The 25,973-nt window shown below is 48.4% G+C and carries 26 protein-coding genes, 2 tRNA genes and 1 other RNA gene; 24 read left to right on the top strand and 5 right to left on the bottom strand.

Annotated features, from left to right (window positions below; translation table 11 throughout):
- Nucleotides 1-14: 14 nt before the first annotated feature.
- The 3 genes from H8Z76_RS01240 (at nucleotide 15) to H8Z76_RS01230 (ending at nucleotide 3,137) form a co-directional block, all read left to right on the top strand.
- Nucleotides 15-1,433 carry a glycoside hydrolase family 32 protein gene (locus H8Z76_RS01240; protein WP_186981402.1) on the top strand — a complete coding sequence of 473 codons (1,419 nt, stop codon included), beginning with the start codon at nucleotides 15-17 and terminating at the stop codon, nucleotides 1,431-1,433.
- Between the two features lie 18 nt (nucleotides 1,434-1,451).
- The gene (locus tag H8Z76_RS01235; RefSeq protein WP_186981401.1) at nucleotides 1,452-2,417 is read left to right on the top strand and encodes a carbohydrate kinase family protein; all 966 of its coding nucleotides are present in this window, start codon (nucleotides 1,452-1,454) and stop codon (nucleotides 2,415-2,417) included.
- Nucleotides 2,418-2,486: 69 nt separating this feature from the next.
- Nucleotides 2,487-3,137 carry an endonuclease III domain-containing protein gene (locus H8Z76_RS01230; protein WP_186981400.1) on the top strand — a complete coding sequence of 217 codons (651 nt, stop codon included), beginning with the start codon at nucleotides 2,487-2,489 and terminating at the stop codon, nucleotides 3,135-3,137.
- Here the strand turns inward: H8Z76_RS01230 and H8Z76_RS01225 are convergent, their stop codons facing one another.
- Complete coding sequence (locus H8Z76_RS01225; RefSeq protein ID WP_022515298.1) at nucleotides 3,138-3,656, bottom strand: DUF202 domain-containing protein; 519 nt, start codon at nucleotides 3,654-3,656, stop codon at nucleotides 3,138-3,140.
- An 88-nt stretch (nucleotides 3,657-3,744) separates the two neighbouring features.
- Nucleotides 3,745-3,829: transfer RNA gene (locus tag H8Z76_RS01220), tRNA-Leu, on the bottom strand.
- Between the two features lie 179 nt (nucleotides 3,830-4,008).
- Here H8Z76_RS01220 and H8Z76_RS01215 point away from each other — a divergent pair.
- The 14 genes from H8Z76_RS01215 (at nucleotide 4,009) to H8Z76_RS01150 (ending at nucleotide 16,741) form a co-directional block, all read left to right on the top strand.
- A tRNA-Leu gene (locus tag H8Z76_RS01215) sits at nucleotides 4,009-4,092 on the top strand.
- 71 nt (nucleotides 4,093-4,163) lie between these two features.
- Nucleotides 4,164-4,775 carry a GNAT family N-acetyltransferase gene (locus tag H8Z76_RS01210; protein WP_186981399.1) on the top strand — a complete coding sequence of 204 codons (612 nt, stop codon included), beginning with the start codon at nucleotides 4,164-4,166 and terminating at the stop codon, nucleotides 4,773-4,775.
- A 42-nt stretch (nucleotides 4,776-4,817) separates the two neighbouring features.
- The gene (locus H8Z76_RS01205) at nucleotides 4,818-5,216 is read left to right on the top strand and encodes a DUF6198 family protein (RefSeq protein WP_186981398.1); all 399 of its coding nucleotides are present in this window, start codon (nucleotides 4,818-4,820) and stop codon (nucleotides 5,214-5,216) included.
- A gap of 88 nt (nucleotides 5,217-5,304) precedes the next feature.
- Nucleotides 5,305-6,771 (top strand): methyl-accepting chemotaxis protein, encoded by a 1,467-nt coding sequence (locus tag H8Z76_RS01200; protein WP_186981397.1) that lies wholly within the window; start codon nucleotides 5,305-5,307, stop codon nucleotides 6,769-6,771.
- 178 nt (nucleotides 6,772-6,949) lie between these two features.
- On the top strand, nucleotides 6,950-7,957 hold the full coding sequence (locus H8Z76_RS01195) for a deoxyguanosinetriphosphate triphosphohydrolase (RefSeq protein WP_186981396.1): 1,008 nt from the start codon (nucleotides 6,950-6,952) through the stop codon (nucleotides 7,955-7,957).
- An 18-nt stretch (nucleotides 7,958-7,975) separates the two neighbouring features.
- Nucleotides 7,976-9,754: a DNA primase gene (gene dnaG, locus H8Z76_RS01190; RefSeq protein ID WP_186981395.1), complete on the top strand. Its 1,779-nt coding sequence runs from the start codon at nucleotides 7,976-7,978 to the stop codon at nucleotides 9,752-9,754.
- A gap of 53 nt (nucleotides 9,755-9,807) precedes the next feature.
- A complete protein-coding gene (rpoD, locus tag H8Z76_RS01185) occupies nucleotides 9,808-11,094 on the top strand; it encodes an RNA polymerase sigma factor RpoD (RefSeq protein WP_022515293.1) in 1,287 nt (428 codons plus the stop codon).
- A 4-nt stretch (nucleotides 11,095-11,098) separates the two neighbouring features.
- Nucleotides 11,099-11,809, top strand: a complete 711-nt coding sequence (locus H8Z76_RS01180; protein ID WP_022515292.1) for a tRNA (adenine(22)-N(1))-methyltransferase — start codon at nucleotides 11,099-11,101, stop codon at nucleotides 11,807-11,809.
- Nucleotides 11,806-12,588 carry a Nif3-like dinuclear metal center hexameric protein gene (locus H8Z76_RS01175; RefSeq protein ID WP_022515291.1) on the top strand — a complete coding sequence of 261 codons (783 nt, stop codon included), beginning with the start codon at nucleotides 11,806-11,808 and terminating at the stop codon, nucleotides 12,586-12,588. Before H8Z76_RS01180 ends, H8Z76_RS01175 begins: the two co-directional genes overlap by 4 nt.
- 12 nt (nucleotides 12,589-12,600) lie before the next feature.
- Nucleotides 12,601-14,262, top strand: a complete 1,662-nt coding sequence (locus H8Z76_RS01170) for a hypothetical protein (protein ID WP_330594914.1) — start codon at nucleotides 12,601-12,603, stop codon at nucleotides 14,260-14,262.
- 66 nt (nucleotides 14,263-14,328) lie between these two features.
- Nucleotides 14,329-14,674: RNase P RNA component class A (gene rnpB / locus H8Z76_RS01165), an RNA gene on the top strand.
- A 148-nt stretch (nucleotides 14,675-14,822) separates the two neighbouring features.
- Nucleotides 14,823-15,224 carry a hypothetical protein gene (locus tag H8Z76_RS01160; protein ID WP_147617970.1) on the top strand — a complete coding sequence of 134 codons (402 nt, stop codon included), beginning with the start codon at nucleotides 14,823-14,825 and terminating at the stop codon, nucleotides 15,222-15,224.
- Nucleotides 15,225-15,249: 25 nt separating this feature from the next.
- Nucleotides 15,250-16,116 carry a DUF5685 family protein gene (locus H8Z76_RS01155; RefSeq protein WP_022515198.1) on the top strand — a complete coding sequence of 289 codons (867 nt, stop codon included), beginning with the start codon at nucleotides 15,250-15,252 and terminating at the stop codon, nucleotides 16,114-16,116.
- Nucleotides 16,094-16,741 (top strand): DnaJ domain-containing protein, encoded by a 648-nt coding sequence (locus H8Z76_RS01150; RefSeq protein ID WP_147617971.1) that lies wholly within the window; start codon nucleotides 16,094-16,096, stop codon nucleotides 16,739-16,741. The genes H8Z76_RS01155 and H8Z76_RS01150 overlap by 23 nt, the downstream gene beginning before the upstream one ends.
- 27 nt (nucleotides 16,742-16,768) lie before the next feature.
- On the opposite strand, the gene H8Z76_RS01145 is transcribed toward H8Z76_RS01150, so the two are convergent.
- Both H8Z76_RS01145 and pyrB read right to left on the bottom strand, forming a co-directional pair.
- A complete protein-coding gene (locus tag H8Z76_RS01145; protein ID WP_022515200.1) occupies nucleotides 16,769-17,197 on the bottom strand; it encodes an aspartate carbamoyltransferase regulatory subunit in 429 nt (142 codons plus the stop codon).
- A gap of 37 nt (nucleotides 17,198-17,234) precedes the next feature.
- Entirely contained in the window at nucleotides 17,235-18,155 is a 921-nt protein-coding gene (pyrB, locus tag H8Z76_RS01140) for an aspartate carbamoyltransferase (RefSeq protein ID WP_022515201.1), read from the bottom strand.
- Between the two features lie 125 nt (nucleotides 18,156-18,280).
- Between pyrB and H8Z76_RS01135 the strand changes: the two genes are divergently transcribed.
- Nucleotides 18,281-18,685 carry a PH domain-containing protein gene (locus tag H8Z76_RS01135; protein ID WP_022515202.1) on the top strand — a complete coding sequence of 135 codons (405 nt, stop codon included), beginning with the start codon at nucleotides 18,281-18,283 and terminating at the stop codon, nucleotides 18,683-18,685.
- Between the two features lie 3 nt (nucleotides 18,686-18,688).
- Here H8Z76_RS01135 and H8Z76_RS01130 read toward each other — a convergent pair whose 3' ends face one another.
- Nucleotides 18,689-19,087, bottom strand: a complete 399-nt coding sequence (locus tag H8Z76_RS01130; protein WP_147617972.1) for a putative ABC transporter permease — start codon at nucleotides 19,085-19,087, stop codon at nucleotides 18,689-18,691.
- A gap of 88 nt (nucleotides 19,088-19,175) precedes the next feature.
- Between H8Z76_RS01130 and priA the strand changes: the two genes are divergently transcribed.
- Genes priA through rlmN form a run of 6 tightly spaced genes read left to right on the top strand, consistent with a single transcriptional unit; the run spans nucleotide 19,176 to nucleotide 25,973 of the window.
- A complete protein-coding gene (priA, locus tag H8Z76_RS01125; protein WP_186981394.1) occupies nucleotides 19,176-21,407 on the top strand; it encodes a replication restart helicase PriA in 2,232 nt (743 codons plus the stop codon).
- Between the two features lie 51 nt (nucleotides 21,408-21,458).
- Nucleotides 21,459-21,941 carry a peptide deformylase gene (def, locus tag H8Z76_RS01120; RefSeq protein ID WP_022515205.1) on the top strand — a complete coding sequence of 161 codons (483 nt, stop codon included), beginning with the start codon at nucleotides 21,459-21,461 and terminating at the stop codon, nucleotides 21,939-21,941.
- Nucleotides 21,942-21,961: 20 nt separating this feature from the next.
- A complete protein-coding gene (gene fmt, locus H8Z76_RS01115) occupies nucleotides 21,962-22,891 on the top strand; it encodes a methionyl-tRNA formyltransferase (protein WP_022515206.1) in 930 nt (309 codons plus the stop codon).
- Nucleotides 22,892-22,903: 12 nt separating this feature from the next.
- Nucleotides 22,904-23,620, top strand: coding sequence for a zinc metallopeptidase (locus H8Z76_RS01110; RefSeq protein ID WP_186981393.1), 717 nt, complete (start codon nucleotides 22,904-22,906; stop codon nucleotides 23,618-23,620).
- A complete protein-coding gene (gene rsmB, locus H8Z76_RS01105) occupies nucleotides 23,613-24,935 on the top strand; it encodes a 16S rRNA (cytosine(967)-C(5))-methyltransferase RsmB (RefSeq protein ID WP_186981392.1) in 1,323 nt (440 codons plus the stop codon). The genes H8Z76_RS01110 and rsmB overlap by 8 nt, the downstream gene beginning before the upstream one ends.
- A 3-nt stretch (nucleotides 24,936-24,938) precedes the next feature.
- Nucleotides 24,939-25,973, top strand: coding sequence for a 23S rRNA (adenine(2503)-C(2))-methyltransferase RlmN (gene rlmN / locus H8Z76_RS01100; RefSeq protein ID WP_147617973.1), 1,035 nt, complete (start codon nucleotides 24,939-24,941; stop codon nucleotides 25,971-25,973).

Here is a 25,973-nt window from a genome sequence, read left to right as displayed (position 1 = left end):
GTGGTGCAGGTAAAATGAATGTAATGGCAGAAGTAATGGTTCCGTGGATACAGGAACAGGAAAAGAAGGGAAAAGATTTAAAAGACGCAAAGTGGAGCACACGTTTTCATATCATGCCTCCGGTGGGGTGGCTGAACGATCCGAACGGACTTTGCTACTATAATGGCGACTATCATTTCTTCTTTCAGTACGCGCCTTTTGACGCGAAGGGAGGACTGAAATTCTGGGGGCATATGAAAAGTAAAGACATGCTGCATTGGACCTACGAGGGTGTGCCGCTTTTTCCGGACAGTCCGTATGACTGCCACGGGGTGTATTCCGGCTCAGCGTTTACGGAGGACGGACAGATGGAGCTGTTCTACACCGGAAATGTCAAGCTGGATGGCGATTATGACTATGTTTTGGATGGCAGGGAAGCGAATGTGATCTATACGGCAAGTCAGGATGGCATTCATTTTACCGCGAAAAAATGCCTGCTCACATCGGCGGATTATCCGGAGGATTATACCAGGCATGTGCGGGATCCGAAGGTGTTTCGGGAAAACGGCAGATATTATATGCTGCTTGGAGGAAGAAAGAAAAACGATGCGGGTGCGGCGCTTCTTTATGAGTCTGCGGACAAAATGCACTGGACATTGAAAGAGGAATTTCAGACAGCGGACACGTTTGGATACATGTGGGAGTGTCCGGATCTGTTTTCACTCGATGAAAATAAAGTGCTCTCCGTATCTCCGCAGGGACTTGCGCGTGAGGCGTTCAAAAACCAGAATGTCTATCAGTCCGGATATTTTCTGTTAAAGGATGGAAAAACACCGAGCGCGGATATGTTTGTGGAGTGGGACATGGGATTTGACTTTTACGCACCGCAGACGTTTTTGGATGAAAAGGGCAGAAGAATCCTGGTCGGCTGGGCAGGACTTCCGGATGTGGAAGCGGAATACCAGAATCCGACCGTTGCACTCGGCTGGCAGCATGTGCTTACAACACCGCGTGAGTTGTCAGTGAGAAACGGCAGGGTGGTGCAGACTCCGGTCGAAGAAGTGGCTGCGCTTCGGAAAAAAGAGATCTCGGTCGAATGCGGAAAAGAGACGGAGATTTCCGGTGGCTGCTTTGACCTGGAGCTTACGGTGTTCTCGGATGCGCCGATGTGTATCACACTGGAAAAGGAGTGCGTGATCGGTTATCAGAATGGTGTTTTTACACTTGAATTCCAGCCAGGGGCAGACACGGATATCGGCTGCGGCAGAAAGGCAAGAAGGGCAAGAATCGAACACTTGCGGGAAGTGCGTATCCTGTCGGACGAGTCACTGCTTGAAATTTATGTAAATGGCGGGGAAACGGTGTTTACCACGCGGTATTATCCGGACGGAAGTAACAGAAGCATCCGTGTGGAGGCAGACGGAACCGGAAAGATCTTTGAACTGGCATTGTGAGAGAAAAGGAGAAATGGTATGAAACAATATGATGTAGTAGCATTGGGAGAACTGTTGATCGATTTTACACAAAACGGATTGAGCCCGCAGGGAAATCCACTGTTTGAGGCAAATCCGGGTGGCGCGCCCTGTAATGTGCTCGCAATGCTGACCGGGCTTGGTGACCGTACGGCGTTCATTGGAAAAGTCGGAAATGACGGATTCGGACATCAGTTAAAACAGGCACTTGCGGAAGTGGGCATCGGAACCGAAGGACTTTGTATGGATGATGCGGTGCATACCACACTTGCGATCGTACAGACGAAAGCGGACGGGGACCGTGACTTTTCATTTTACCGGAAACCGGGTGCGGATATGATGCTGACGGAAAAAGAAGTTCGGCCGGAACTGCTTTCGGACTGCCGGATCTTCCATTTTGGTTCCTTATCCATGACGGATGAAGGGGTGCGCGCTGCGACAAAACATGCCGTACAGGTGGCAAAAGAGGCAGGGGCGCTCATCTCATTCGATCCGAATCTGCGTCCGCCGCTCTGGGATTCCCTCGATGCGGCAAAGGAACAGATCGCGTATGGGATGAAACAGAGTCAGATCTTAAAGATCTCGGATGATGAGATCACCTGGTTTACCGGAGAGACGGACTATGAGAAGGCGGCGCGCAGGCTGCAGAGCGAATATGACATTCCGCTTGTCTTTGTGTCGCTTGGAAGCAAGGGAAGCCAGGCATATTGCGGTGAGACCGCGGTGACGGTGGAACCGTTTTTGCAGGAAGGGACGATCGAGACGACCGGAGCGGGTGACACCTTTATGGGATGCATGCTGCATCAGATCTTAAAGAAGGGAACACTCGATCTTACAAAAGAGGACTTGAGGGAAATGCTTGTATTTGCCAATGCGGCGGCATCCCTTATTACAACAAAAAAAGGAGCACTCCGCGTGATGCCGAAACCGGAAGAGATCAAGGCGCTGATCGCGGAAAGAAGTTAGAGTATATTGCAGAGATTTCCATGGCGGATTCGAAAAAAGTGTGTTAAGATAGCAAAAAGGAGAAAAAGCATGGAAACAGAAAAGAAGAAAAAGGAGCGGGCGCTTCTTATTATAGAGCGGTTAAAAGAGGAATATCCGGACGCGGGCTGTACGTTGGATTACAATGAGGCATGGAAACTGCTTGTGAGTGTACGTCTGGCGGCGCAGTGTACGGATGCGCGGGTCAATGTGGTCGTGCAGGGACTGTATGATAAATATCCGAGCGTTGCGGCGCTTGCGGAGGCGGATGTGGCGGATATCGAGGCGATCGTAAAGCCATGCGGGCTCGGACACAGCAAGGCAAGGGATATCAGTGCCTGTATGAAGATGTTAAAAGAAGAGTACGGTGGAAAAGTACCGGATGATTTTGACGCATTGTTAAAACTTCCCGGGGTGGGGAGAAAGAGCGCGAACCTGATCATGGGGGATGTGTTCGGCAAACCGGCGATCGTGACGGATACACACTGCATCCGCCTGACGAACCGGATGGGGCTGGTAGATCGGATCAAAGATCCGAAGAAGGTGGAGATGGCGCTCTGGAAACTGATCCCGCCGGAGGAGGGCAGTGATTTCTGCCACAGGCTGGTGTATCACGGGCGTGAGATCTGTACAGCGCGCACAACTCCGTATTGTGACAGATGCTGTCTTGGCGATATCTGTCCGAAAATTGGCGTAAACTGATTAAATATTGCTGCTGTCATCACTATCAAGGCTGGAAGCATCGTCTTCTGCGAAAACATCATCCACGCGGAAGACCTGGCTTTCAGCCTTTTTGGCAAGCTCCTCAGCACGTGTTTCCATATCGTGCAGTTTCCGTTTCATGCCCGGATAGGTGGCTGCATCCTTGTAGGCGAAGTAGATGGCTGCGAGAAACAAAAAGCCGCAGAGCAGTGTGGTGAAACGAACGCCCACGCCGATCAGGGGGAGGGCTTTGTAGAGTGTGGCACCGCTTCCGACCAGGGAGACAACGGTTCTTAAATAAGAAAGATGTGTCCGGTTGACGGCGAGCATGGAATTTGTGAGCGCGAGATCGGTACGGATCTTGGCGAATTCGGTGCGTTCCACTGCAAGGCTGTTCTGGTTGAAAGCAAGTGCATCATTGGTATCCATGGATTCCGGTATCTCACGGGAGATGCCGGGATCTATTTCGATATTCAGGTTGATATTGGAAGTGGAGTGATGATTCTTTGGTGTAAACATAGGGACCTCTCATTCGTAATCTGTTGTATGGCATTTATGATAACATAAAAGAAAAAGCCCTGAAAACTCAGGACTTCTAAAAAAATAATGCGGAAGATGGGACTTGAACCCACACGACTGCAATAGCCACAAGATCCTTAGTCTTGCTCGTCTGCCAGTTCCGACACTTCCGCATTTCTTATTTGCTGTCGCTCACACGCGACTTAGTTATAATAGCAAATGGATGTGATCTTGTCAATGCTATTTTTGAAATTTTTCTAATTTTTTTTATTTTTAAAATTTTTGAAAAAAATTAAAAAATCTCCTTGACATTTTAAAATAAACACGTTAGAATAACAATTGTCAGTTTTGAGCAGGAATGGCGGAATTGGCAGACGCGCAGGCTTCAGGTGCCTGTGGTAGCAATATCGTGAGGGTTCAAGTCCCTTTTCCTGCATAACTTAGAGATCCGGAAGCCTATGGCTTTCGGATTTTTCTGTATGTAGAAAAACACGGAGGATGACAGAGATGGAGGATTTGAGAATACGGGTCGCAAAACCGGAGGATGCAGAGGAACTGTTAGATATTTACGTACCGTATGTGACAGGAACAGCGATTACATTCGAATATGAAGTGCCGTCGGTGGAGGAGTTCCGGGCGCGGATCACACATGTTCTGGAAAAATATCCGTATCTGGTCGCGGAAGCGGATGGCGCGGTCATCGGATACGCGTATGCCGGAGCATTTAAGGAGCGTGCCGCGTATGACTGGGCGGTTGAGACATCGATCTATCTGCGAAAGGATAAAAAGAAGCATGGCGTGGGGAGGAAGCTCTCTGAGGCGTTAGAACAGGCACTGAACATGCAGCATATCCTGAATGTGAACGCCTGCATTACTTATATAGAGAAGGAAGACGAATATGTGACAAAAAACAGCGCGCAGTTCCATGAACATATGGGATACCGTCTGGTCGGGAAATTCTGTGCGTGCGGTTACAAGTTCGGGCGCTGGTATGACATGATATGGATGGAAAAATTCTTGGGAGAGCACACGGCGCATCCGGCGGCGGTGAAGAGATTTCCGGAAATCAAAAAACAGTTTGAAATTGAATATTGTTTTAGGAAAAATTCTGATATATAATACTCTGTTGGAAAAAACAAATGAGAAAAGAGTTGGACAAAAATGAATCAGAAAAAGATTGTGCTGCCGCTTACGATTCCGCTGAGAATCTTATATTTCGTGCTGAGCTATCTGATCATCTGTGTGCGGATCGCACTGTCAAACCGCTGTAAACTGCCGATCATCCCGACAGATCTGTTTCCGCGGGAGGTCGCGGATATTACCGGAAAGCCGTATGCGAGGATCAAGATCGGTTTTGATGTGATCTGTCTGCTTGTCACGGCGTGCATGACGTGCTTTTTCCTCGGACGTATCCTGGGGCTCGGAGTCGGCACGATCGTAGCGGCATTTACAATGGGAAAGGGCATTGCGATCGTCGGAAACCGGATCGACCGTAAGGTCAGCTTCGTATCGGTTTTACAGCCGGAATGCGTGGAGGCAGGAGAAACTAAAAAAGACTAAAAAATACGGATATGTTTTGACAAAATAAAATCAGAGCGGTATACTAGCGTTAGTAATGCGAAATCTGCGAAAGAGAGGGAGATAAAGTATGACAGAACAACAGTATAAAAGAGCGAGCAAGAAGGTATTTCTGGTCGTTGCCATTGTATATGGCTATGTAATATTGACAATGCTTGCCTATCTTGGGGCAAATAAGGATGCAAGCGTGGGAAAAACCATTTTACAGCTGATAACGGCGGCTGCGGTGATCGCGGTTTCTGCCTTTGCAAATGCAGCAAAAGGAGGAACAAGGCAGGGCGCGATCATGATATGCACCAGTCTGGCAGCCGGTTATGTGGTGATCATGCTGGTAAATTCTACAAGTGGAACATGGGCGTATGCGCTTCCGATGTTACTCGCTACGTTTGCGTATCTGGATTATCGCCTGATGGTTGGCGGAAATATCGTGGTGATCGGTGTAAACCTGCTCCGTCTGGTGATCCAGTTTGATCTGTCCAATTCTACGCGTACGGGGGAGAATGTGCTTGCGGTATTTATCCTCTGTCTGGTTGCCTACGCTTCCATCAGCGTGACAAAACTTCTGATCAGGTTTAATGAAGAGAATATGGAAGAGATCGAAAAAGCAGCGCAGGTTCAGGAAGAAAGCAATAAGAAGATGGTTTTGGTCGCGGACAATGTCATGAAACATTTTGACAATGCGATGAGCATGCTGGACAATCTTGAAAACAGTATTGATGTCAGCCATACTTCCATTAATAATATTGCCGAGAGTACGGAGAGTACCGCGGAGGCGATCCAGAAACAGGCCGTAATGTGTTCGGATATCCAGGGAAATACGGATGCTGCCGAAAACGGTATTCATGAGATGATTGAGGCTTCCCGCCGTACCGATGAGACGGTAAAAGCAGGAGCGGGCGTTGTGCGTGAACTGAAAGAGCAGGCACACAACGTAGCGGACGCAAGCAACATTACGGTAGAAGTAATCCAGAGCCTGACATCAAAGGTAGAAGAAGTACAGAACTTTGTCGGTACGATCATCAATATCTCAAGCCAGACCAACCTGCTTGCGTTAAATGCTTCTATCGAGGCGGCGCGTGCCGGAGAAGCCGGAAAAGGTTTCGCGGTCGTAGCGGAGGAGATCCGTCAGCTTTCAGAGCAGACGAAAGAGGCGTCCAATAACATTACCGAGATCATCAACAAATTAAATGATGACACCAAACGGGCAAATGACAGCATTACCAATTCGGTCGCTTCTGTGGAAAAACAGAATGAACTGATCGAAAATACAAGAGAAAAATTCGGAAAAGTCGGCGAGGAAGTAGAGGCGCTTACCACCAATATCAACGAGGCGGAGGCGAGCATCAAAAAGATCCTGGATGCAACCGGTATTATTTCAGATAATATCACACAGCTGTCAGCAACCGGAGAAGAGGTTGCGGCTTCTTCCACAGAAGGACTGCGCACTGCGGATTCTACCGTAGAAGATATGAAGAACTGCAGAAAGATCCTCGAAGATATTTACATGCTGGCACAGGATTTAAGAGAGTCGGTTTAATGCAAAAAGAAAAGTAAATAGCGGTGCATAAAAAATAAGGAAACTTTGCAAAAAGAGGTTTCCTTATTTTGTTGTCGGCGTAAATTTTGTAAAAAATAAAGGAAATGTGTCTTAGACGCAGAATAATATATATAGAGGCTGTTTTTGGCAGCCGGTGTATCAGGAAAGAGGGCATTACATGACAATTCGGGAAAGTCTGGAACAGATGGAACATGCTTCGCTTAGCCCCTATGCGACGCTCAGCAAAAATTCCGTCGGACGCGATGATCCGGAACCACAGTGTGATATACGTCCGGTGTTCCAACGAGACAGAGACAGGATCGTACATAGCAAGGCGTTCCGGCGCCTGAAAAATAAAACACAGGTATTTTTGGAGCCCAAAGGGGATCATTACCGCACGAGGCTCTCCCATACGCTCGAGGTTTCCCAGAATGCGCGGACGATCGCGCGGGCGCTTCGCATGAATGAGAGTCTGGTGGAGGCGATCGCGCTCGGGCATGACCTGGGGCATACGCCGTTTGGCCATGCCGGCGAGAGTGTATTGAACCGCCTGTGTACAGACGGGTTCAAGCACAACGAGCAGAGTGTGCGTATCGTAGAGAAGCTGGAAAAAGACGGCAAGGGCTTAAACCTTACCTGGGAAGTGCGGGATGGGATCTTAAACCATCAGACCAGTACCATGCCGCATACCCTGGAGGGAAAGATCGTCCGTTTTTCCGACAAGATCGCTTATATCAATCATGATATCGATGACGCGATCCGCGGTCATATCCTGACGGAGGAAGACATTCCGTCGGATCTGCGGGAAACACTCGGCTATACATCGAGGGAACGTCTGAACAAACTGATCCACAATATCATTATGACCAGTATGGATCAGAATGATATAAAGATGGAACCGGAGATCGAGCGGGCGATGCAGGATCTGCGCCAGTTCATGTTTGTGCATGTCTATACCAATCCGGCAGCAAAAGGAGAGGAATCCAAGGCGCAGGAACTGGTAGAGCGGCTGTTTTATTTTTACATGGATCATGTGGAGGAGATCCCGGAGGCGTTTCGCCGGATGTTAGACGAGGGCGAAAAGAGAGAACGGGTTGTCTGTGATTATATTGCCGGTATGACGGATCAGTACGCGATCGAAAAATTCAAACAGTATTTTGTGCCGATGGCGTGGTCGGTCGAATAAGCGGGAAAGGAGAAGAAAATGCCATATTATTCAGATGAACTGATAGAAGAAGTGCGCTCAAGGAATGATATTGTGGATGTGATATCCGGTTATGTCCGTCTGCAGAAAAAAGGAAGTACCTATTTCGGCTTATGTCCTTTCCATAATGAAAAGACAGGTTCTTTCTCCGTTTCTCCGGCGAAACAGATGTATTACTGCTTCGGATGCGGAGCGGGAGGAAATGTATTTACTTTCCTGATGGAATATGAGAATTTTACATTCCCGGAAGCAATGCAGGCGCTGGCGGACCGGGCAGGGATAGATCTGCCCAAACAGGAGCTGAGCGGAGAAGCAAAACGGGAATCGGACAAAAGATCAAGACTGCTCGAGATCAATAAAGAAGCGGGAAAATACTACTATACCCTGCTGCGCAATGAACGCGGCGCACAGGCGCTTTCCTATTTCCGGAAAAGAGAACTGTCAGATGCGACGATGCAGAAATTCGGACTGGGTTATTCGGATAAATACAGCGATGATCTTTACCGGTATTTAAAGAGCAAGGGGTATGAAGATGAGATTTTAAAAGACTCCGGTCTGGTCGGCTTCGATGAAAAGAGAGGCGGTCATGACAAATTCTGGAACCGTGCGATGTTTCCGATCATGGATATCCATAATAAGGTGATCGGCTTCGGCGGCCGTGTCATGGGAGACGGGGAACCGAAATACCTGAATTCCCAGGAGACAAAGATCTTTGACAAGAGCCGGAATCTGTACGCCTTAAATTTCGCAAGGCAGTCCAAACGTCCATATATGCTGCTCTGCGAGGGCTATATGGATGTCATAGCGCTGCATCAGGCGGGATTTGACAATGCGGTGGCGTCCCTTGGAACCTCGTTTACGAGTGGACATGCCAGTCTTTTAAAACGTTATACGAAAGAGGTCTATCTTACGTTTGACAGTGACGGGGCGGGGATCAAGGCGGCACTGCGCGCGATCCCGATCTTAAAAGAAGTCGGACTTTCCGCCAAAGTCATCAATATGAAACCTTACAAAGACCCGGATGAATTTATCAAGGCACTCGGGGCGGAGGCGTATCAGGAGCGGATCGACCAGGCGGAAAACAGTTTTATGTTTGAGATCCGCATCTTACAGCAGGATTATGACATGAAAGATCCGGAGGGAAAGACGGCGTTTCAGCATGAGACCGCAAAGAAGCTGGCGCAGTTCCCGGAGGAGATGGAACGGAATAACTACATTGAGGCAGTCGCGGAGCACTACCGGATGGGTTATGAGAACCTGCGGAAGCTGGTCAATCAATATGGCGCGCAGGGCGGGCTTGCGCGCGAGCCGGTGAAATTAAAATCTGCCACGCGTGAGGTCAAAAAAAAAGAAGACGGCATGAAGCAGTCGCAGAAACTGCTTTTAACCTGGCTGATCGAAGATACCGGGCTGTTTGATATTGTAAAGCAGTACATCACGCCGGAGGATTTTACAGAAGAGATCTATAAAAAGGCGGCAGAGATTTTGTATGCCCAGTTTGCGGAAGGCGCGCTAAATCCGGGGAAAATCGTAAGCATGTTTCAGAATGAGGAAGAACAGCGGGAGATCGCCGCTTTGTTTAACGCAAGGATCCACGAGATCGATGGAAAGCAGGAACGGGAGAAAGCATTAAAAGAGACCATTCTGCGGGTGAAAGAAAACAGTTATAATTACCGTGCGGCGCATATTGCGGTCACGGACATCGCAGGCACACAAAAGCTGATCGATGACAAAAGGCAGCTTGAGGCATTGCGGAAACTGCATATTTCTATCAATTAAGGACAAAATAGTAACAGATTTTGGAATACAAACCATGAGAGGATGAAATTAAGATGGAAGAAAAACTCGAAAAAAAGGCAAAAACTGCAAAAAAGACAGCGGAGGAAGCAGCTTCTGCGGAAAAAGAAGCAAAATTCATGGAAAAACTGCAGGGACTCCTCGCGGTCGCGAAAAAGAAAAAGAACATGCTGGAGTATCAGGAGATCAATGATTATTTCCGTGAACTTGAGCTGAACGCGGAGCAGTTTGAGAAGATCCTGGATTTCCTGGAAGCAAACAATATCGACGTCTTAAGAATTACCGAAGATGATGATGAGGTAGATGAGGAACTCCTGTTAAATGACGACGAGGAAGAGATCGAGGTGGAAAATATCGATCTTTCCGTGCCGGACGGTGTTTCTATCGAAGATCCGGTCCGTATGTATTTAAAAGAGATCGGAAAGGTTCCGTTGCTCAGCGCGGAGGAAGAGATCGACCTTGCCCAGAAGATGGAAGAGGGAGCGGTTGCGAAAGAAAAGATCGCGATTTTAAAGAAACGTAAGGAAGAGGCAGCGGAGGAAGAACAGGCAGAGCTGGATGAGGAGATTAAGGCACTCACAAAGACCCAGGATGCCGGAGATGAGGCAAAGAAACGTCTGGCGGAAGCAAACTTACGACTGGTAGTATCCATTGCAAAACGTTATGTTGGCCGTGGTATGCTTTTCCTTGATCTGATCCAGGAGGGAAATCTGGGTCTTATTAAGGCTGTCGAAAAATTTGATTACCGCAAGGGTTATAAGTTCTCCACATATGCGACCTGGTGGATCCGTCAGGCGATCACAAGAGCGATCGCCGATCAGGCGAGAACGATCCGTATTCCGGTGCATATGGTTGAAACGATCAACAAACTGATCCGTGTTTCCAGACAGTTACTGCAGGAACTCGGACGTGAACCGACTCCGGAAGAGATCGCGGAAGAAATGAACATGCCGGTAGAGCGTGTGCGTGAGATCTTAAAAATATCCCAGGAGCCGGTGTCTTTGGAGACCCCGATCGGTGAGGAGGAAGACAGCCACCTTGGTGATTTCATCCAGGATGACAATGTGCCGGTTCCGGCAGACGCGGCGGCGTTTACCCTGTTAAAAGAACAGCTTGAGGAAGTGCTTGGAACGCTGACAGAACGTGAACAGAAGGTTCTCACGCTGCGTTTCGGTTTGGAGGACGGCCGTGCGCGCACACTGGAAGAAGTAGGAAAAGAATTTAATGTAACACGCGAGCGTATCCGTCAGATCGAGGCAAAGGCACTGCGCAAACTGCGTCATCCGAGCAGAAGCCGCAAATTAAAGGATTATCTGGAGTAAAAATATGAAAACGACCTTGAGTAAGCGTCTGCTTGCGGTGGCCGGGTTTGTGACGCCGGGCAGCCGGGTTGCGGATATCGGGACGGATCACGCGTTTGTTCCGATCTATCTGATGGAACATAAGATCGTGCCCAGCGCGCTCGCGATGGATATCGGAAAAGGTCCGCTTCTTGCGGCAGAGGAACATATCAAAGAGCACGGACTGGAAAAATACATAACTGCGCGGCAGTCGGACGGAGTACTTGCCTTACAGGATGGAGAGGCAGACTCCGTGATCATTGCCGGGATGGGCGGGGCGCTCGTGATAAAGATCCTGTCCGAGGGACGCGAAAGACTGCGAAATGTAAAGGAACTCATTTTGCAGCCACAGTCCGAGGTGGAAAAAGTGCGCCATTTCCTTTATGAAAGTGGATATCATATCACAGCGGAGGAAATGGTCTTTGAGGATGGCAAATATTATCCGATGATGCATGCCGTACCTGGCAGGGACGATACGGTGTATCCGGAGTCCTATTTTAAGTATGGCGGCTGGCTGATCCGGGAAAAGAACGAGGTGCTTTTGAGGTATCTGGAAAAAGAAGAACGTGAAGTGCGCGAAATCCAAAAAAAGCTTCTGCCAGGGCAGGAGAAAGAACGGATCCGGGCACGGCTTGATGAGATCAAAGAACGGCTTGCGGTGATAGAACAGGCGAAAATGGAGATGCATGGATCATGAAAGGTGAAGAAGTTCTTGCAATTTTGAGACAGGCGGCACCGGAGCATTATGCCTGCGCATGGGATAATGTCGGTCTGCTTGTCGGCAGCAGTAAAAAAGAAGTAAAACGGATCTATCTGGCGTTAGACGCGACAGATGAAGTGGTGGAACAGGCGGTTTCCTGTGGGGCAGATCTGCTTGTGACTCATCATCCGCTTATCTTTTCGGGATTAAAGCGGGTGACAGATGAAGATTTTATCGGACGGAGAGTCCAAAAGCTGATCGCGCATGATATTTCCTATTATGCGATGCATACCAGTTTTGATGTGTCGAAGATGGCAGATCTGGCAGCGGAGAGATTAGGATTCGTCGCACCGCAGGCGCTTGAAGAGATGTTTGAGGAAGACGGCGAAACAAAGGGCATTGGAAAGATCGGGAATCTTGCGCAGGAGATGACACTCGCGTCCTGCGCGCAGTTTGTAAAGAAAGCGTTTGAGATTCCGGCGGTGAAAGTGTTTGGCAATCCGAAACAAAAAGTAAAACGTGCGGCGGTCTGCCCGGGATCGGGAAAAAGTGAAATCCCGTTTGCCTTACAAAAAGGAGCAGAGGTATTGATCACCGGAGATATCGATCATCATGACGGGATCGATGCGGTGGCGCAGGGACTTTGCGTGATCGATGCCGGACATTATGGACTTGAGCATATTTTTGTTCCATATATGAAAGAATATTTAGATACCAGATGCAGACAGGTCGAGGTCATTATGCGGGAAGATATCTTTCCGTTTGAAGTGGTATAGGAGGTGTTTTTTGTGGCAAATCAGATGTGTAATGTAAGGATTGACGGGGAAGAGAAAAGCTATCCCTGCGGGACGCCTTTCCTAGAGATTGTAAAGGATTATCAGAAAAATTACAAAGACGATATCGTGCTGGTCATGTTTAACCGGAAACTGCGGGAACTGCATAAACGTCTGAAAAAAGACGGGGAGATCTCGTTTGTGACGACGGCGGATAATGTCGGAAAAAAGGTATACCGCAGAAGCGTGATCCTTCTGATGCAGAAGGCGGTTTACAATCTTTATGGCAGAAAGAATGTCCGCGCGCGGGTACTGCATTCGATCAGACAGGGGTATTTCTGCAAGCTGACCGGAGGACCGGAGTTAAATGAGGCGGTTCTTCTTGAGATCAAGGAGGAAATGCTCCGTCTGGCGGAAAAGAACATACCGCTCATGAAAGAGACCGTCAGCACCAATGAGGCGCGCGCAATGTTCCACTCCTTTGGCATGACAGACAAAGAACAGCTGTTTAAATACCGCAGAAGCTCCACGGTCAATATTTATGATCTGGATGGCTATAAGGATTATTTCTACGGATATATGGTGGCTTCGACCGGATATCTCAAATATTTTGACCTGAAATTATATCAGGATGGATTTATGCTGCTTTATCCGAATCAGGATTCCAGAAAAGTGGCGGAATTTGTCCCGTCCGATCAGTTGTTCCATACGCTCGATGAATCTTCACGCTGGGGAGATCTCATGGGGATCGGAACGATCGGGGCGTTGGATGACGCGATCGCGTCCGGGCGCAGCCAGGAGATTATTCTGATCCAGGAAGCATTGATGGAAAAAAAGATCGGGCAGCTCGCGCAGATGATAAAGGACAACGGCGACCGCAAATTTGTCATGATCGCGGGACCGTCTTCCTCCGGTAAGACCACGTTCTCGCACCGGCTGTCGATCCAGCTTTCCGCGCTCGGCTTAAAGCCGCATCCGTTCCCGCTTGACGATTATTATCTGGATCACGAGTATACACCGCTTGATGAAAACGGACAGCCGAATTACGAGTGCCTTGAGGCGCTGGATGTGGAGCGGTTCAATCAGGATATGAACGAGCTTCTGACCGGACGGGAAGTGGAGATCCCGGTTTATAATTTCAAGACTGGAAAGCGTGAGACGAAGGGAAAGATGATGCAGCTCGGAAAAGATGATCTTCTCGTGATCGAGGGCATTCACGGGCTGAATGACAAACTTTCCTATTCGATTCCGAAAGAAAAGAAATTCAAGATCTACATCAGTGCGCTGACACAGCTCGATATCGATGAGCACAACAATCTGTCCACGACAGATGTAAGACTGATCCGCCGGATCGTGCGTGACGCGAGAACCAGGGGATCATCGGCAGCATCCACGATCGGAATGTGGAATTCCGTGCGCAGAGGGGAAGAAAAATATATTTTCCCATTTCAGGAAGAGGCGGATGTCATGTTCAATTCGGCGCTGATCTATGAGATGTCTGTGTTAAAACAGTATGTGGAACCGCTTTTGTTTGGCATAGAGCAGAATACGCCGGAATACCTGGAGGCAAACCGGCTTTTGAAGGTGCTGGATTACTTCCTGCCGATCCCTGCGGATGTGATCGGAAGCAACTCGATCATCCGTGAATTTATTGGCGGAAGCTGTTTTCATGTCTGAACCGCATAAAAAAATTTAAAAGAAACAGTTGAAATTGTAAGGGAACAAGTTATAATAGTAAAAGATTAAGTAGGACAGATGATCGCGGCTGCAGGTGTCGAAAGACCGCAGGTGAGGAAAGTCCGGGCTTCACAGGGCAGGATGCCGGATAACGTCCGGTGGAGGTGACTCCAAGGAAAGTGCAACAGAAATATACCGCCGCGCAAGCGGTAAGGGTGGAAGGGCAGTGTAAGAGACTACCGCCTTCCTGGTAACAGGGAGGGCACATGTAAACCCCATTCGAAGCAAGACCGAACAAAAGCGTTGACGTGGCCCGCCAGCTTTAGGTAGGTCGCTTGAAATGACTGGCAACAGCCATTCTAGATAGATGATCATCCAATGACATAACCCGGCTTACCGTCCTGCTTAATATCAATACTCCATGTTACAATGGGGTATTTTTTTGTAATAGATCTGTAAACTTTCTAAAATGTTTCTTAAATGAATGGTACATCGGTTGACACCGGAAAACGCAGGGCTTAACATCTAAGAAGATAGAAAAAAGGACGAGGTGTATGTAGATGAGAGAAAAGTTCAGACGTTTTATGACAGGAAGATATGGAGTGGATCAGCTGTCCCGGGCGTATCTGATGATCGTACTGGTCCTTCTTGTGATCGCGCTGTTTTTCCGCAGGGCGGTGCCGGTACTGGATCTGGTCGCGCTGCTGCTGTTAGGGTATACCTATTACCGCATATTTTCACGCGATATATCAAAGATGTACGCGCAGAATCAGAAATACCTGAATTTTCGTTATAAACTGACTGTCAGATGGAACAATGCGAAGAAGCGCTTTGCGCAGCGCAGAGAATATCGCTTTTTCCGCTGTCCGAAATGCCGTCAGCGGGTGCGTGTGCCGCGGGGCAGGGGAAAGATCTGTATCACCTGTCCGAAGTGCAGGGAAGAATTCATTAAGAGAAGTTGAGAAGCAGAAAGAGAGACTGAGAGATATGTTTGGGTATATCAATATCAACAGAGAGGAACTTTCCGATGAAAATAAAAAAGCGTATCAGGCATATTACTGCGGTCTCTGCCGGAAATTAAAGGAAAACTGCGGGACAAAAGGGCAGATGCTGTTAAATTACGATATGACATTTCTGGTCGTTCTGCTGACAGGTCTGTATGAACTTGCGAATGAAGAGATTTCGTTTACCTGCGGTCTGCATCCGACCAGAAAGCAGATGGCGTATCTGAACGAGGCGACTGATTACGCGGCGGATATGAATGTTATTTTGTCTTACCAGAACTTTGAGGATGACTGGAAGGATGACCGCTCCTACGCGAAACGGACATTTATGAAGATGTTCGAGAAAGATTACGAGAGAATCCGCGGTGTGTATCCGAGACAAGTGCAGGCGGTTGAGGATTATATGAAAAAGCAGGCGGATGCGGAGACCAGAAAGGAAACAAACCTTGATGTGGTCGCGGGACTTACCGGAGAGCTGCTCGGCGAGATCTTTGCATGGAAAGAGGATATGTGGGCGGAGGAATTAAAATGCCTTGGCTTTTATATGGGAAAATTCATCTATATCATGGACGCGTATGAGGATCGAAAGAGCGATGAGAAGAAGGCGGCGTTTAATCCGTTAATCGCGATGGAACAGGAGAACGAGGCAGATTTTGAGACCTTATGCAAACTGATTCTGACCAGCATGATGTCAGAGTGCGCGAAATCTTTTGAGCGTCTGCCGGTTCTGCTGCATGCGGACATTTTGAGAAATGTCCTGTATTCGGGCGTGTGGTCGAGATATGAATATATCCAGAAGAGGAAACAGAAAGGGAGGGGATCGTCGGATGGGAAACCGAAATCCGTATGAAGTACTTGGCGTGTCGCCGGCAGCGACAGACGAGGAAATAAAAAAAGCATATCGGGCACTGAGCCGCAAATATCACCCGGATGCCAACATCAACAGTCCGAATAAGGCGGAGGCGGAGGAACGCTTCAAGGAAGTACAGCAGGCGTATGACCAGATCATGAAGGAAAAGCAGCAGGGTTATACCTATGGAAGCTATGGCGGATATGGAAATTCCTCCTCCTGGAACAGACAGTCTTACTATGGAGGCGGTACGCAGAATGCGGGTTCGGTAGAGATGCAGGCGGCGGCCAACTATATCGCGAACCGGTGCTTTAAAGAGGCGCTTAATGTGTTAAACAGTATGGCGGCATCCGAGCGGAATGCCAGATGGTATTATTACAGTGGGCTTGCGAACGCGGGAGTCGGGAATAATATTATTGCCCGGGACCATGCCGACCGTGCGGTGGCAATGGAGCCGAGCAATATGGAATACCGCCAGCTGAAGCAGCAGCTTGAGTTTGGCGGAAACTGGTATCAGAATATGGGAGAGTCCTACGGACGTCCTTATTCGGGTTCCAGTGGTTATTGTTTGAGTTTCCTTCTGTTAAATCTTCTGTGCAACTGTTGCTGCTTCCGCCCGTTTTAAGCTGCGGGCGGAACGCAGTTTTGGTTACTACTTTCTTTCGTATTTTTCTTCACAGTATTTGCAGCGATAGACCTCGTTTGCTTCATCAGTCAGAACGAAGATCTGGTCAAGTTCCTGTTCGATGGAGGAAATACATCTCGGATTTTTACATTTAATGACATTTTTGATTTTTTTCGGCAGACGCAGGGAGCGTTTCTCCACGATCTGGTCGCCTTTGATGATATTGACGGTGATATTGTGGTCTATGAAACCTAAAATATCAAGATCAAGTTTGTCAATCGGGCATTCTACTTTTATCATGTCCTTTTTTCCCATTTTTTTGCTGCGCGCATTTTTGATGATCGCGACACAGCAGTCTAACTGGTCCAGTTTCAAGTAATGATAGATGGAAAGGCTCATGCCGGCTTTGATATGGTCGAGCACAAATCCTTCCTGAATTCCACTGATATTTAACATTGATTTGTTCCTTCCTTACATTCGGTTTGCATATGATTTATTGTACTTCGATGCCGAGCAGTGTCAGGATCAATGCCATGCGGACATAGACACCGTATTGTACCTGCTTAAAGTATACAGCTCTCGGATCATCATCGACTTCCACAGAGATCTCGTTGACACGCGGAAGCGGGTGGAGCACAAGCATATCATCCTTTGCCAGTGCCATTTTCTCTTTATCGAGAATATAGAAGTCTTTCATACGGATGTAATCTTCTTCGTTGAAGAAGCGTTCCTTCTGTACACGCGTCATATAGAGGATATCCAGATCCGGGATCGCGTCCTCTAAACGTTCCACCTCAGTGAATGGGATGTTGTTCGCAACCAGGACGTCTTCCCTTATGTATTCCGGTACGCGCAGTTCCTTCGGGGAGATCAGTACGAATTCCACGTTCGGATAGCGGATCAGCGCATTGATTAAGGAGTGTACGGTACGGCCGAATTTTAAATCTCCGCACAGACCGATCTTTAAATTGGATAATCTGCCCTTTAAAGAGCGGATGGTAAGCAGATCCGCAAGTGTCTGGGTGGGATGTTGATGACCGCCGTCTCCGGCATTGATGACTGGAATACTGGATTTTAAGGAAGCAACGAGAGGAGCTCCCTCTTTTGGATGACGCATCGCACAGATATCTGCGAAGCAGGAAATAACTCGAATGGTATCAGAAACACTTTCGCCTTTGGCAGCTGAACTGCTGTCGGCACTGGAAAAACCGATGACGGAACCGCCGAGGTTCAACATGGCAGTTTCAAAACTAAGTCTTGTTCTGGTACTGGGTTCATAAAAAAGTGTGGCTAATTTTTTCCCGTCACATGCATGCGCATATTTTTTCGGGTTCTTTTCAATATCATTAGCCAGTGTAAGCAGCTTGTCCAACTCTTCCACGGACAAGTCCAACGGGCTCATTAAATGTCGCATTGTATTTTCCTCCTCTAGACATTTTTACTATCATATAATAATAAATTACAAATTTCAAGAAATATTTTGTGAAAAAAATGCAAAAATGTATTATAATAGGCGATAGAAAAATCAGGAGGAATTTTATGGACAATACCAAGGTGATCAAAGAAGAAAAAACAGTGGCATTCCGGGAGCGGAAACGCATCCTTTTTTTCGGACTGCCGTTTACATTTACGGTTTATACAGCAAGCAATGTGGTTGTAACCGTTGACACCGGATTCTTTAACCGGGAGGAAAATGACTGTTACATGTATAAGATACAGGATGTAACGTTAAAGCGTTCCCTGTTCGAGCGCATGTTCGGACTGGGAACCATTATCTGCTATACAGGAGATGTCACAAACCCGGAGCTTGTTCTGGAACATGTAAAACACGCAAAAGAGATCAAAGAATACCTGTTGGAAGAATCCGAACAGGCAAGACTTAAGCGCCGCACCTTAAATATGCAGAATATCGGCGCGGAGAGCGTAGAGGCAGAAGAACTTTAAGGTTTAAAGTTTTCTGCCGTCTGCATGGCACATCAGTTTTTCAAAGATCAGTCCCGCGGCCATCCACAAAGGCGCGTAGTCCAGACGGATGACGCCGCGGACATTCAGTTTGGCATGACTGTAATCCCAGGGACAGAGGTCGTGCTTCTTTAACAGACTTCCACTGACAAATTCACAGGCGAGGATTCCGGCGGAGTAGATGATCCCCCGGAAAAACAGAGGGATCCCCTTTATGTGCCGGTAGACCGGTTCGATCACGGCAGCCATGCCATATATGGGAAACATCCAGACAGAAGTCTGTCCGATCAGTTTTTTATTTTTTTTCCGGAGCGATCCAAAAGAAGTAAATAAAATTTCCATGCACCATCCGGTCAGTCCGCAGATAAAAAAATTTTTTCTCATGGAAAAAGTGTGCCCACGCCCGTTGCTTTTTATACAGGCAATGACATATAATAAAAAATATGCGTTTTTTGGAGGAGTTGAAATACAAATGGCGTTGTATGCCAATATTATTATAGATATCTCACATGAAAAATTAGACCGGCTATTCCAGTATCGTGTCCCGGAAGAACTAAAGCCGGTGCTAAAGATCGGAATGCAGGTGCTGGTGCCGTTTGGAAGCGGCGGGCGGAAGCTGTGCGGCTATGTGATCGAGCTTACCGATCAGGCGGAGTACGATGTGCGAAAAATAAAAGAAATTACGGAGATCTGCAAAGACAGCGTTGCGATCGAATCCCAGCTGATCGCGCTTGCGTTCTGGATGAAAAAGAATTATGGCGGAACCATGAACCAGGCATTAAAGACGGTGATCCCGATCAAACAGAAGACGGCGGCAAAGGAAAAACGGATCCTGGTACTTGCGGCCGATGAAAAAACGGCAGAAGAGCAGCTTGCGGAATTCCGGCGGAAACACAATGTGGCGCGGGCGCGTCTTTTAGAGGCACTGATCCGGGAGCGGGAACTTTCCGGTGATGTGGTGAAAGAAGAGCTGAATGTCGGACTGAATGTCGTGCGGGCAATGGAAAAACTGGGGATCCTAAAGATCCGGACGGAGCAGGACTACCGGAATCCGGTGCGGCAGCGGGAGCGGGAGGAAAGAAAGTTCCTTTTGAGTGAAAGTCAGCAGGCGGCGGTGGATGCCGTTTTGAGAGACCGCAGGGAACAGAGGCAGGGAATCTATCTTTTGCATGGCGTGACGGGAAGCGGAAAGACCGAAGTGTATATGGAGCTCATCGCACATAACATTGCAGAGGGAAAACAGGCGATCGTTCTGATCCCGGAGATTGCGTTGACCTATCAGACGGTCCGGCGTTTTTATGACCGCTTCGGAAATCGGGTGTCCATTTTAAATTCCAGACTTTCCGCAGGGGAGCGCTACGATCAGTTTCTCCGGGCGAAAAGAGGAGAGATCGACATTATGATCGGACCGAGATCTGCGTTGTTCACACCTTTTTCAAATCTTGGTCTTATAATCATAGACGAAGAACATGAAAGCTCCTACAAAAGTGAGACCGTGCCGCGCTATCACGCGAGAGAGACCGCGATCGAGCGGGCAGGGATGACAGGGGCGAGCGTGATCCTTGGCTCCGCAACACCTTCGATCGAGAGTTATACGAAGGCACAAAACGGAGAGTATCATCTGCTTGAGATGAAAGAACGGATATCGAAAAGACCGCTTCCGACCTGCTATACGGTGGATCTGCGCGAGGAATTAAAAACGGGCAACCGTTCGATACTAAGCAGAAAATTACAGGAACTGATGGAGGAGCGGCTGGCAAAACAGGAACAGATCATGCTCTTTTTAAACCGGCGTGGAATGTCAGGCTTTGTATCCTGCCGTTCCTGCGGGCATGTGATCAAGTGCCCGCACTGCGACGTATCCCTAAGCTGGCACAGCAACGGAAAGATGATCTGCCATTACTGCGGTTATGAGGAACCGGAAGCGCATGTATGTCCCGAATGCGGCTCACGCTACATCAGCGGGTTCAAGGCAGGGACGCAGAAGATCGAGATGCTGGTAAAAAAGCGTTTCCCGAAGGCACGGGTGCTTCGGATGGATTTTGATACGACCAGAAAAAAAGAGAGCTATGAGAAGATCCTTTCCGCGTTTGCCAATCATGAAGCGGATATCCTGGTCGGTACCCAGATGATCGTAAAGGGGCATGACTTCCCGAATGTCACGCTGGTCGGAGTGCTGGCGGCGGATCTGTCCCTTGGCGTCAGTGATTACCGCGCATCGGAGCGGACGTTTCAGCTGCTGACACAGGCGGCGGGACGCGCCGGCAGAGGCGACAGGCCGGGAGAGGTCGTGATACAGACCTATCAGCCCGAGCATTACAGCATCGTCGCGGCTGCGGCACAGGACTATGCGTCTTTCTACGCGCATGAGATGGAATACCGCAGGATGCTCTGTTACCCGCCGGTATGGAATATGTTGCTGATCCTTTCCGCAGCAAAAAACGAGGAGCTTGCCTACCAGGCATCCGAGCGCATGAAACGGGTGATCGCAGCGCTTGGCTACCAGAATCTCTTTGTGGTCGGTCCTGCGGATACGGCGGTGGCAAAGGTAAATGACATCTACAAAAAGGTGCTGTATTTAAAACATGCGGATTATGCGGTGCTTGTGGATGTGAAGGACAGGCTGGAACATTTTATCAATGGGAATAGAGAATTAAAGAATATTGTGGTACAATTTGATTTTAATCCTATGAATGGATTTTAAAATATAGTATAGTAATAAGCAGATACGAAATGAAAAGATGGAGGAATAAAAATGGCATTAAGAGAAATTCGTGTGATGGGCGATCCTGTACTGACAAAGGTATGCAGGGAAGTGACAGAGGTAACACCAAAGATTACAGAATTGATAGATGATATGTTTGAGACGATGTACGAGGCAAATGGAGTCGGACTTGCGGCACCGCAGGTAGGAATCTTAAAACGTATTGTTGTCATCGATGTCGGAGAGGGACCGATCGTTTTGATCAATCCGAAGATCGTTGAGACAAGCGGGGAACAGACCGGAGATGAGGGCTGCCTGAGCCTCCCTGGAAAAGCAGGAGTTGTGACACGGCCGAATTATGTCAAGGTACAGGCATTTGACGAGGATATGAACCGGATCGAACTGGAAGGCGAGGAACTGCTTGCGAGAGCATTCTGCCATGAGATCGATCATCTGGACGGACATATGTATACCGAAAAAGTAGAAGGCGGTCTCCATGATGTGGGAGCTGTTTCCGACGAGGATGAAGAATAAGAAAAAAGCGAGGGAGATCAATGCGTGTAATTTTTATGGGAACACCGGATTTTGCCGTGGGAACGTTAGAGGCTGTTGTAAAAGCCGGACATGAAGTGGTACTTGCGGTTACACAGCCGGATAAGCCAAAGGGCAGGGGAAACGCCGTACAGTTTCCTCCGGTGAAAGAAAAGGCGCTTGAGTATGGCATCGAAGTTTATCAGCCAAAGCGTGTGCGGGAGCCGGAATGTGTTGCGCATCTGAGACAGTATGAGCCGGATATGATCATCGTGGTCGCATTCGGTCAGATCCTTTCGACAGAGATCCTTCAGATGCCAAAATACGGATGCGTCAATGTGCATGCGTCACTGCTTCCGAAATACCGTGGTGCGGCACCGATCCAGTGGGCGGTGATCAACGGAGACCGCGTTTCCGGCGTCACGACCATGCGCATGGATGAAGGGATCGATACCGGAGACATCATCGAGCAGGCAGAATATGAGCTTGCGCCGGACGAGACGGGCGGAAGCCTGTTTGACCATCTGGCAGAAGTGGGAGCGGATCTCTGCGTGCATACCATGGCGGAGATAGAAGCCGGACGCGCAGTCTATACCAGACAGGATGAGACGCTCGCGACCCATGTCGGTATGTTAAAAAAACAGTTTGGCAAAATTGACTGGACAAAGCCGGCGGAGGAGATCGAGCGGTTGATCCGTGGCTTAAATCCATGGCCAAGTGCATATACTTCCCTGAATGGGAAAACACTAAAGATATGGAAGGCATCGGTACAGCCGGGCGGTGATCCGGCAGATGCCGGAAAGATCGTGCTGGCAGATAAAAACAGCATCGGAGTGCAGACCGGAAAGGATATTTTAATCCTGCAGGAAATTCAGTTAGAAGGGAAAAAACGTATGAGCGTGGATGCTTTTCTGCGCGGATTTCCGGTTTCGGCTGGCACGGAATTGGGATAGGAGGTAAAGCTTATGTATGGAATGTATTACAGTTGGTGGGATCCGACTTATTTTCTGGTGATTATTGGGGCGGTCATCTGTCTGATCGCGTCCGCGAGGGTAAAATCAACGTTTAACAAATACGCGGCTTACCGCAGTATGTCCGGCATGACCGGCGCACAGGCGGCACAGCGTATTTTAAACAGCGCAGGGATCTATGATGTGAGGGTACAGCATATTTCCGGAAACCTGACGGATCATTACAATCCGGCAAATAAGACCTTAAATCTTTCGGACAGTGTATACGGTTCCACCTCAGTGGCTGCGGTCGGCGTTGCGGCACATGAATGCGGGCACGCGATCCAGCACCAGAAAGAATACCTGCCATTAAAAATACGTTCGGCACTGGTTCCGGCAGCCAATTTCGGCTCGGCACTGGCATGGCCGATCATTGTCCTCGGTCTGTTTTTTACCAGCAATACCGGAAATCTTTTGATCCATATCGGAATTTTACTTTTTTCTCTTGCGGTACTTTTTCAGCTTGTGACGCTTCCGGTCGAATTTGACGCGTCAGCGCGCGCAGTGCGTATCCTGGGGGAGACCGGCATCTTAAACAGCCAGGAGCTGCCGTATACGAAGAAGGTGCTTGGCGCAGCCGCGCTTACCTATGTTGCCAGCGCAGCCGCAGCGATCTTACAGCTTCTTCGTATCATACTTTTATTCGGAGAAAGAGGAAACGACCGTGACTGAGCACATAAATGAACGGGAGCTGGTACTTGAGATCCTGCTTGCGGTGACGCGGGATGGCGAGTACAGCCACATAGCCTTAAAGAACGTACTGGACAAATACCAGTATCTCGAAAAAAACAGCCGCGCGTTTATCACAAGGCTGAGCGAGGGAACGCTGGAGCGGATGATCGAGCTGGATCATATCATCGATCAGTTTTCCAAAGTTCCGGTGCGCAAACAAAAACCGGTGATCCGAAATATCCTGCGCATGGGTGTCTATCAGCTGAAACACATGGATACCGTACCGGCTTCCGCGGCATGTAATGAAGCGGTAAAGCTTGCGGAGCGCAAAGGCTTTCGCAGCCTGAAAGGTTTTGTGAACGGTGTGCTTCGCAATATCAGCAGAAATATGGAAAATATAAAAATGCCAAAGCGCGAGGATGGGGAAATCCCATATCTGAGTGTGAGCTATTCCATGCCGGAGTGGATCGTAAAGGTATGGGAAAAAGACTATGGCATATCAAAAACCGAAGAAATGTTACAGGCGCTTTTGAGTGAGCCGGAGTTGTCCATCCGTGTAAATGAGGGGAAGATCACTCCAGGGGATTTAAAGACACGTCTGGAGACAGAAGGTGTGACGGTGCGGCAGAACGAGACACTGCCGTATGCCTTTTTCATTTCGGGTTTTGACCATTTAAGAGCACTGCCGTCTTTTGAAGAAGGCCTTTTTTATGTGCAGGATGAGAGCTCGATGCGTGTTGCGGAACTTGCGCAGCCAGAGGACGGAGATTTTGTGATCGATGTCTGCGCGGCTCCCGGAGGAAAAAGCATACATATTGCGGAAAAGATGCATGGAACGGGTCATGTGGAAGCAAGAGACCTGACGCCGTATAAAGTGGGACTGATCGAAGAAAACATCAGACGCTGTGAAACGAAAAACATGTCGGCAGTCTGCATGGATGCGCGGATAAGAGACGAAGCGTCTGTGCAGAAAGCAGATATCGTGATCGCGGATCTGCCCTGCTCGGGGCTTGGGGTCATTCAGAAGAAAAAAGATATCAAATACAAGATGACACCGGAAAAGCAAAAGGATCTGGCGGTACTGCAAAGAGAGATCCTCTCTGTTGTGCATGCGTATATAAAACCGGGAGGAACGCTGATCTACAGTACCTGTACCATAAACCGGGAGGAGAATGAAGAGAATGTCGCGTGTTTTTTGCGTGAGCATCCGGAATTTAGCCTCGTATCAATGGAACAGATCCTGCCACAGGCGGGAAGATGTGATGGATTCTTCCTTGCAAAATTAAAAAGAAAGAACGAACAGAAAGCAGAGTAATCTATGGAACAGACCGATATTAAGTCATTGAATTTAAAAGAACTGACGGGAGTAGTCAGTGAACTCGGAGAAAAGCCGTTTCGCGCGAAACAGATCTACGAATGGCTGCATCAGAAGCAGGTCACGGACTATGAGGAAATGACCAACATATCAAAAAAATTAAAAGAAGAGCTGCGGGAGAAATATCCGCTTACCGTATTAAAACAGGTGACCGTACAGATCTCAAAGATCGACGGAACCAGAAAATACCTGTTCGCGCTTGCGGACGGCAACGTCATTGAGAGTGTGCTGATGCGGTATAAACATGGAAATTCCGTGTGCATCTCATCGCAGGTGGGCTGCCGCATGGGCTGCCGTTTCTGCGCGTCCACGCTTGACGGAAAGGTGCGGGATCTTCTTCCGTCTGAAATGTTAGAACAGATCTACCGTATCGGAGCGGACATCGGAGAGCGCATTTCCAATGTAGTGGTGATGGGAACCGGAGAACCGCTTGATAATTACGATAATCTGTTAAAGTTTATTGAACTTTTAACCGATGAGAACGGATTAAATATCAGTCAGCGGAATCTTACGGTATCTACCTGTGGGATCGTACCGCGCATGCGGGAACTTGCGGAGAAAAAACTTCAAATTACCCTGGCATTGTCGCTGCATGCTTCCTCACAGGAAAAGCGGCTTGCGCTGATGCCGGTGGCGAATAAATATGAACTTTCGGAAGTGATCGACGCCTGTCGTTACTATTTTGAAAAGACCGGGCGCAGGGTGACCTTTGAGTACAGTCTGGTAGCGGGAGTCAACGATACAGACACGGACGCAGCGGAACTTCAGGCGCTTGTCCGTGGCATGAACTGCCACATCAATCTGATTCCGGTCAACCCGATCAAGGAGCGTGATTTCGTCCAGCCATCAAGGGATCGCGTGCTCGATTTCAAAAATAAACTTGAAAAAAACGGAATAAATGTTACTATTAGAAGGGAAATGGGCCGGGATATAGACGGCGCCTGTGGACAGTTGCGGAAGAGATATATAGAAAGGTAG

Origin of the sequence: Roseburia yibonii (assembly GCF_014297335.1) — a bacterium.
GTDB lineage: Bacteria > Bacillota > Clostridia > Lachnospirales > Lachnospiraceae > Roseburia_D > Roseburia_D yibonii.
The sequence above is the reverse complement of the archived record's forward strand: the minus strand, read 5'-3'. Positions and strand labels throughout refer to the sequence as shown.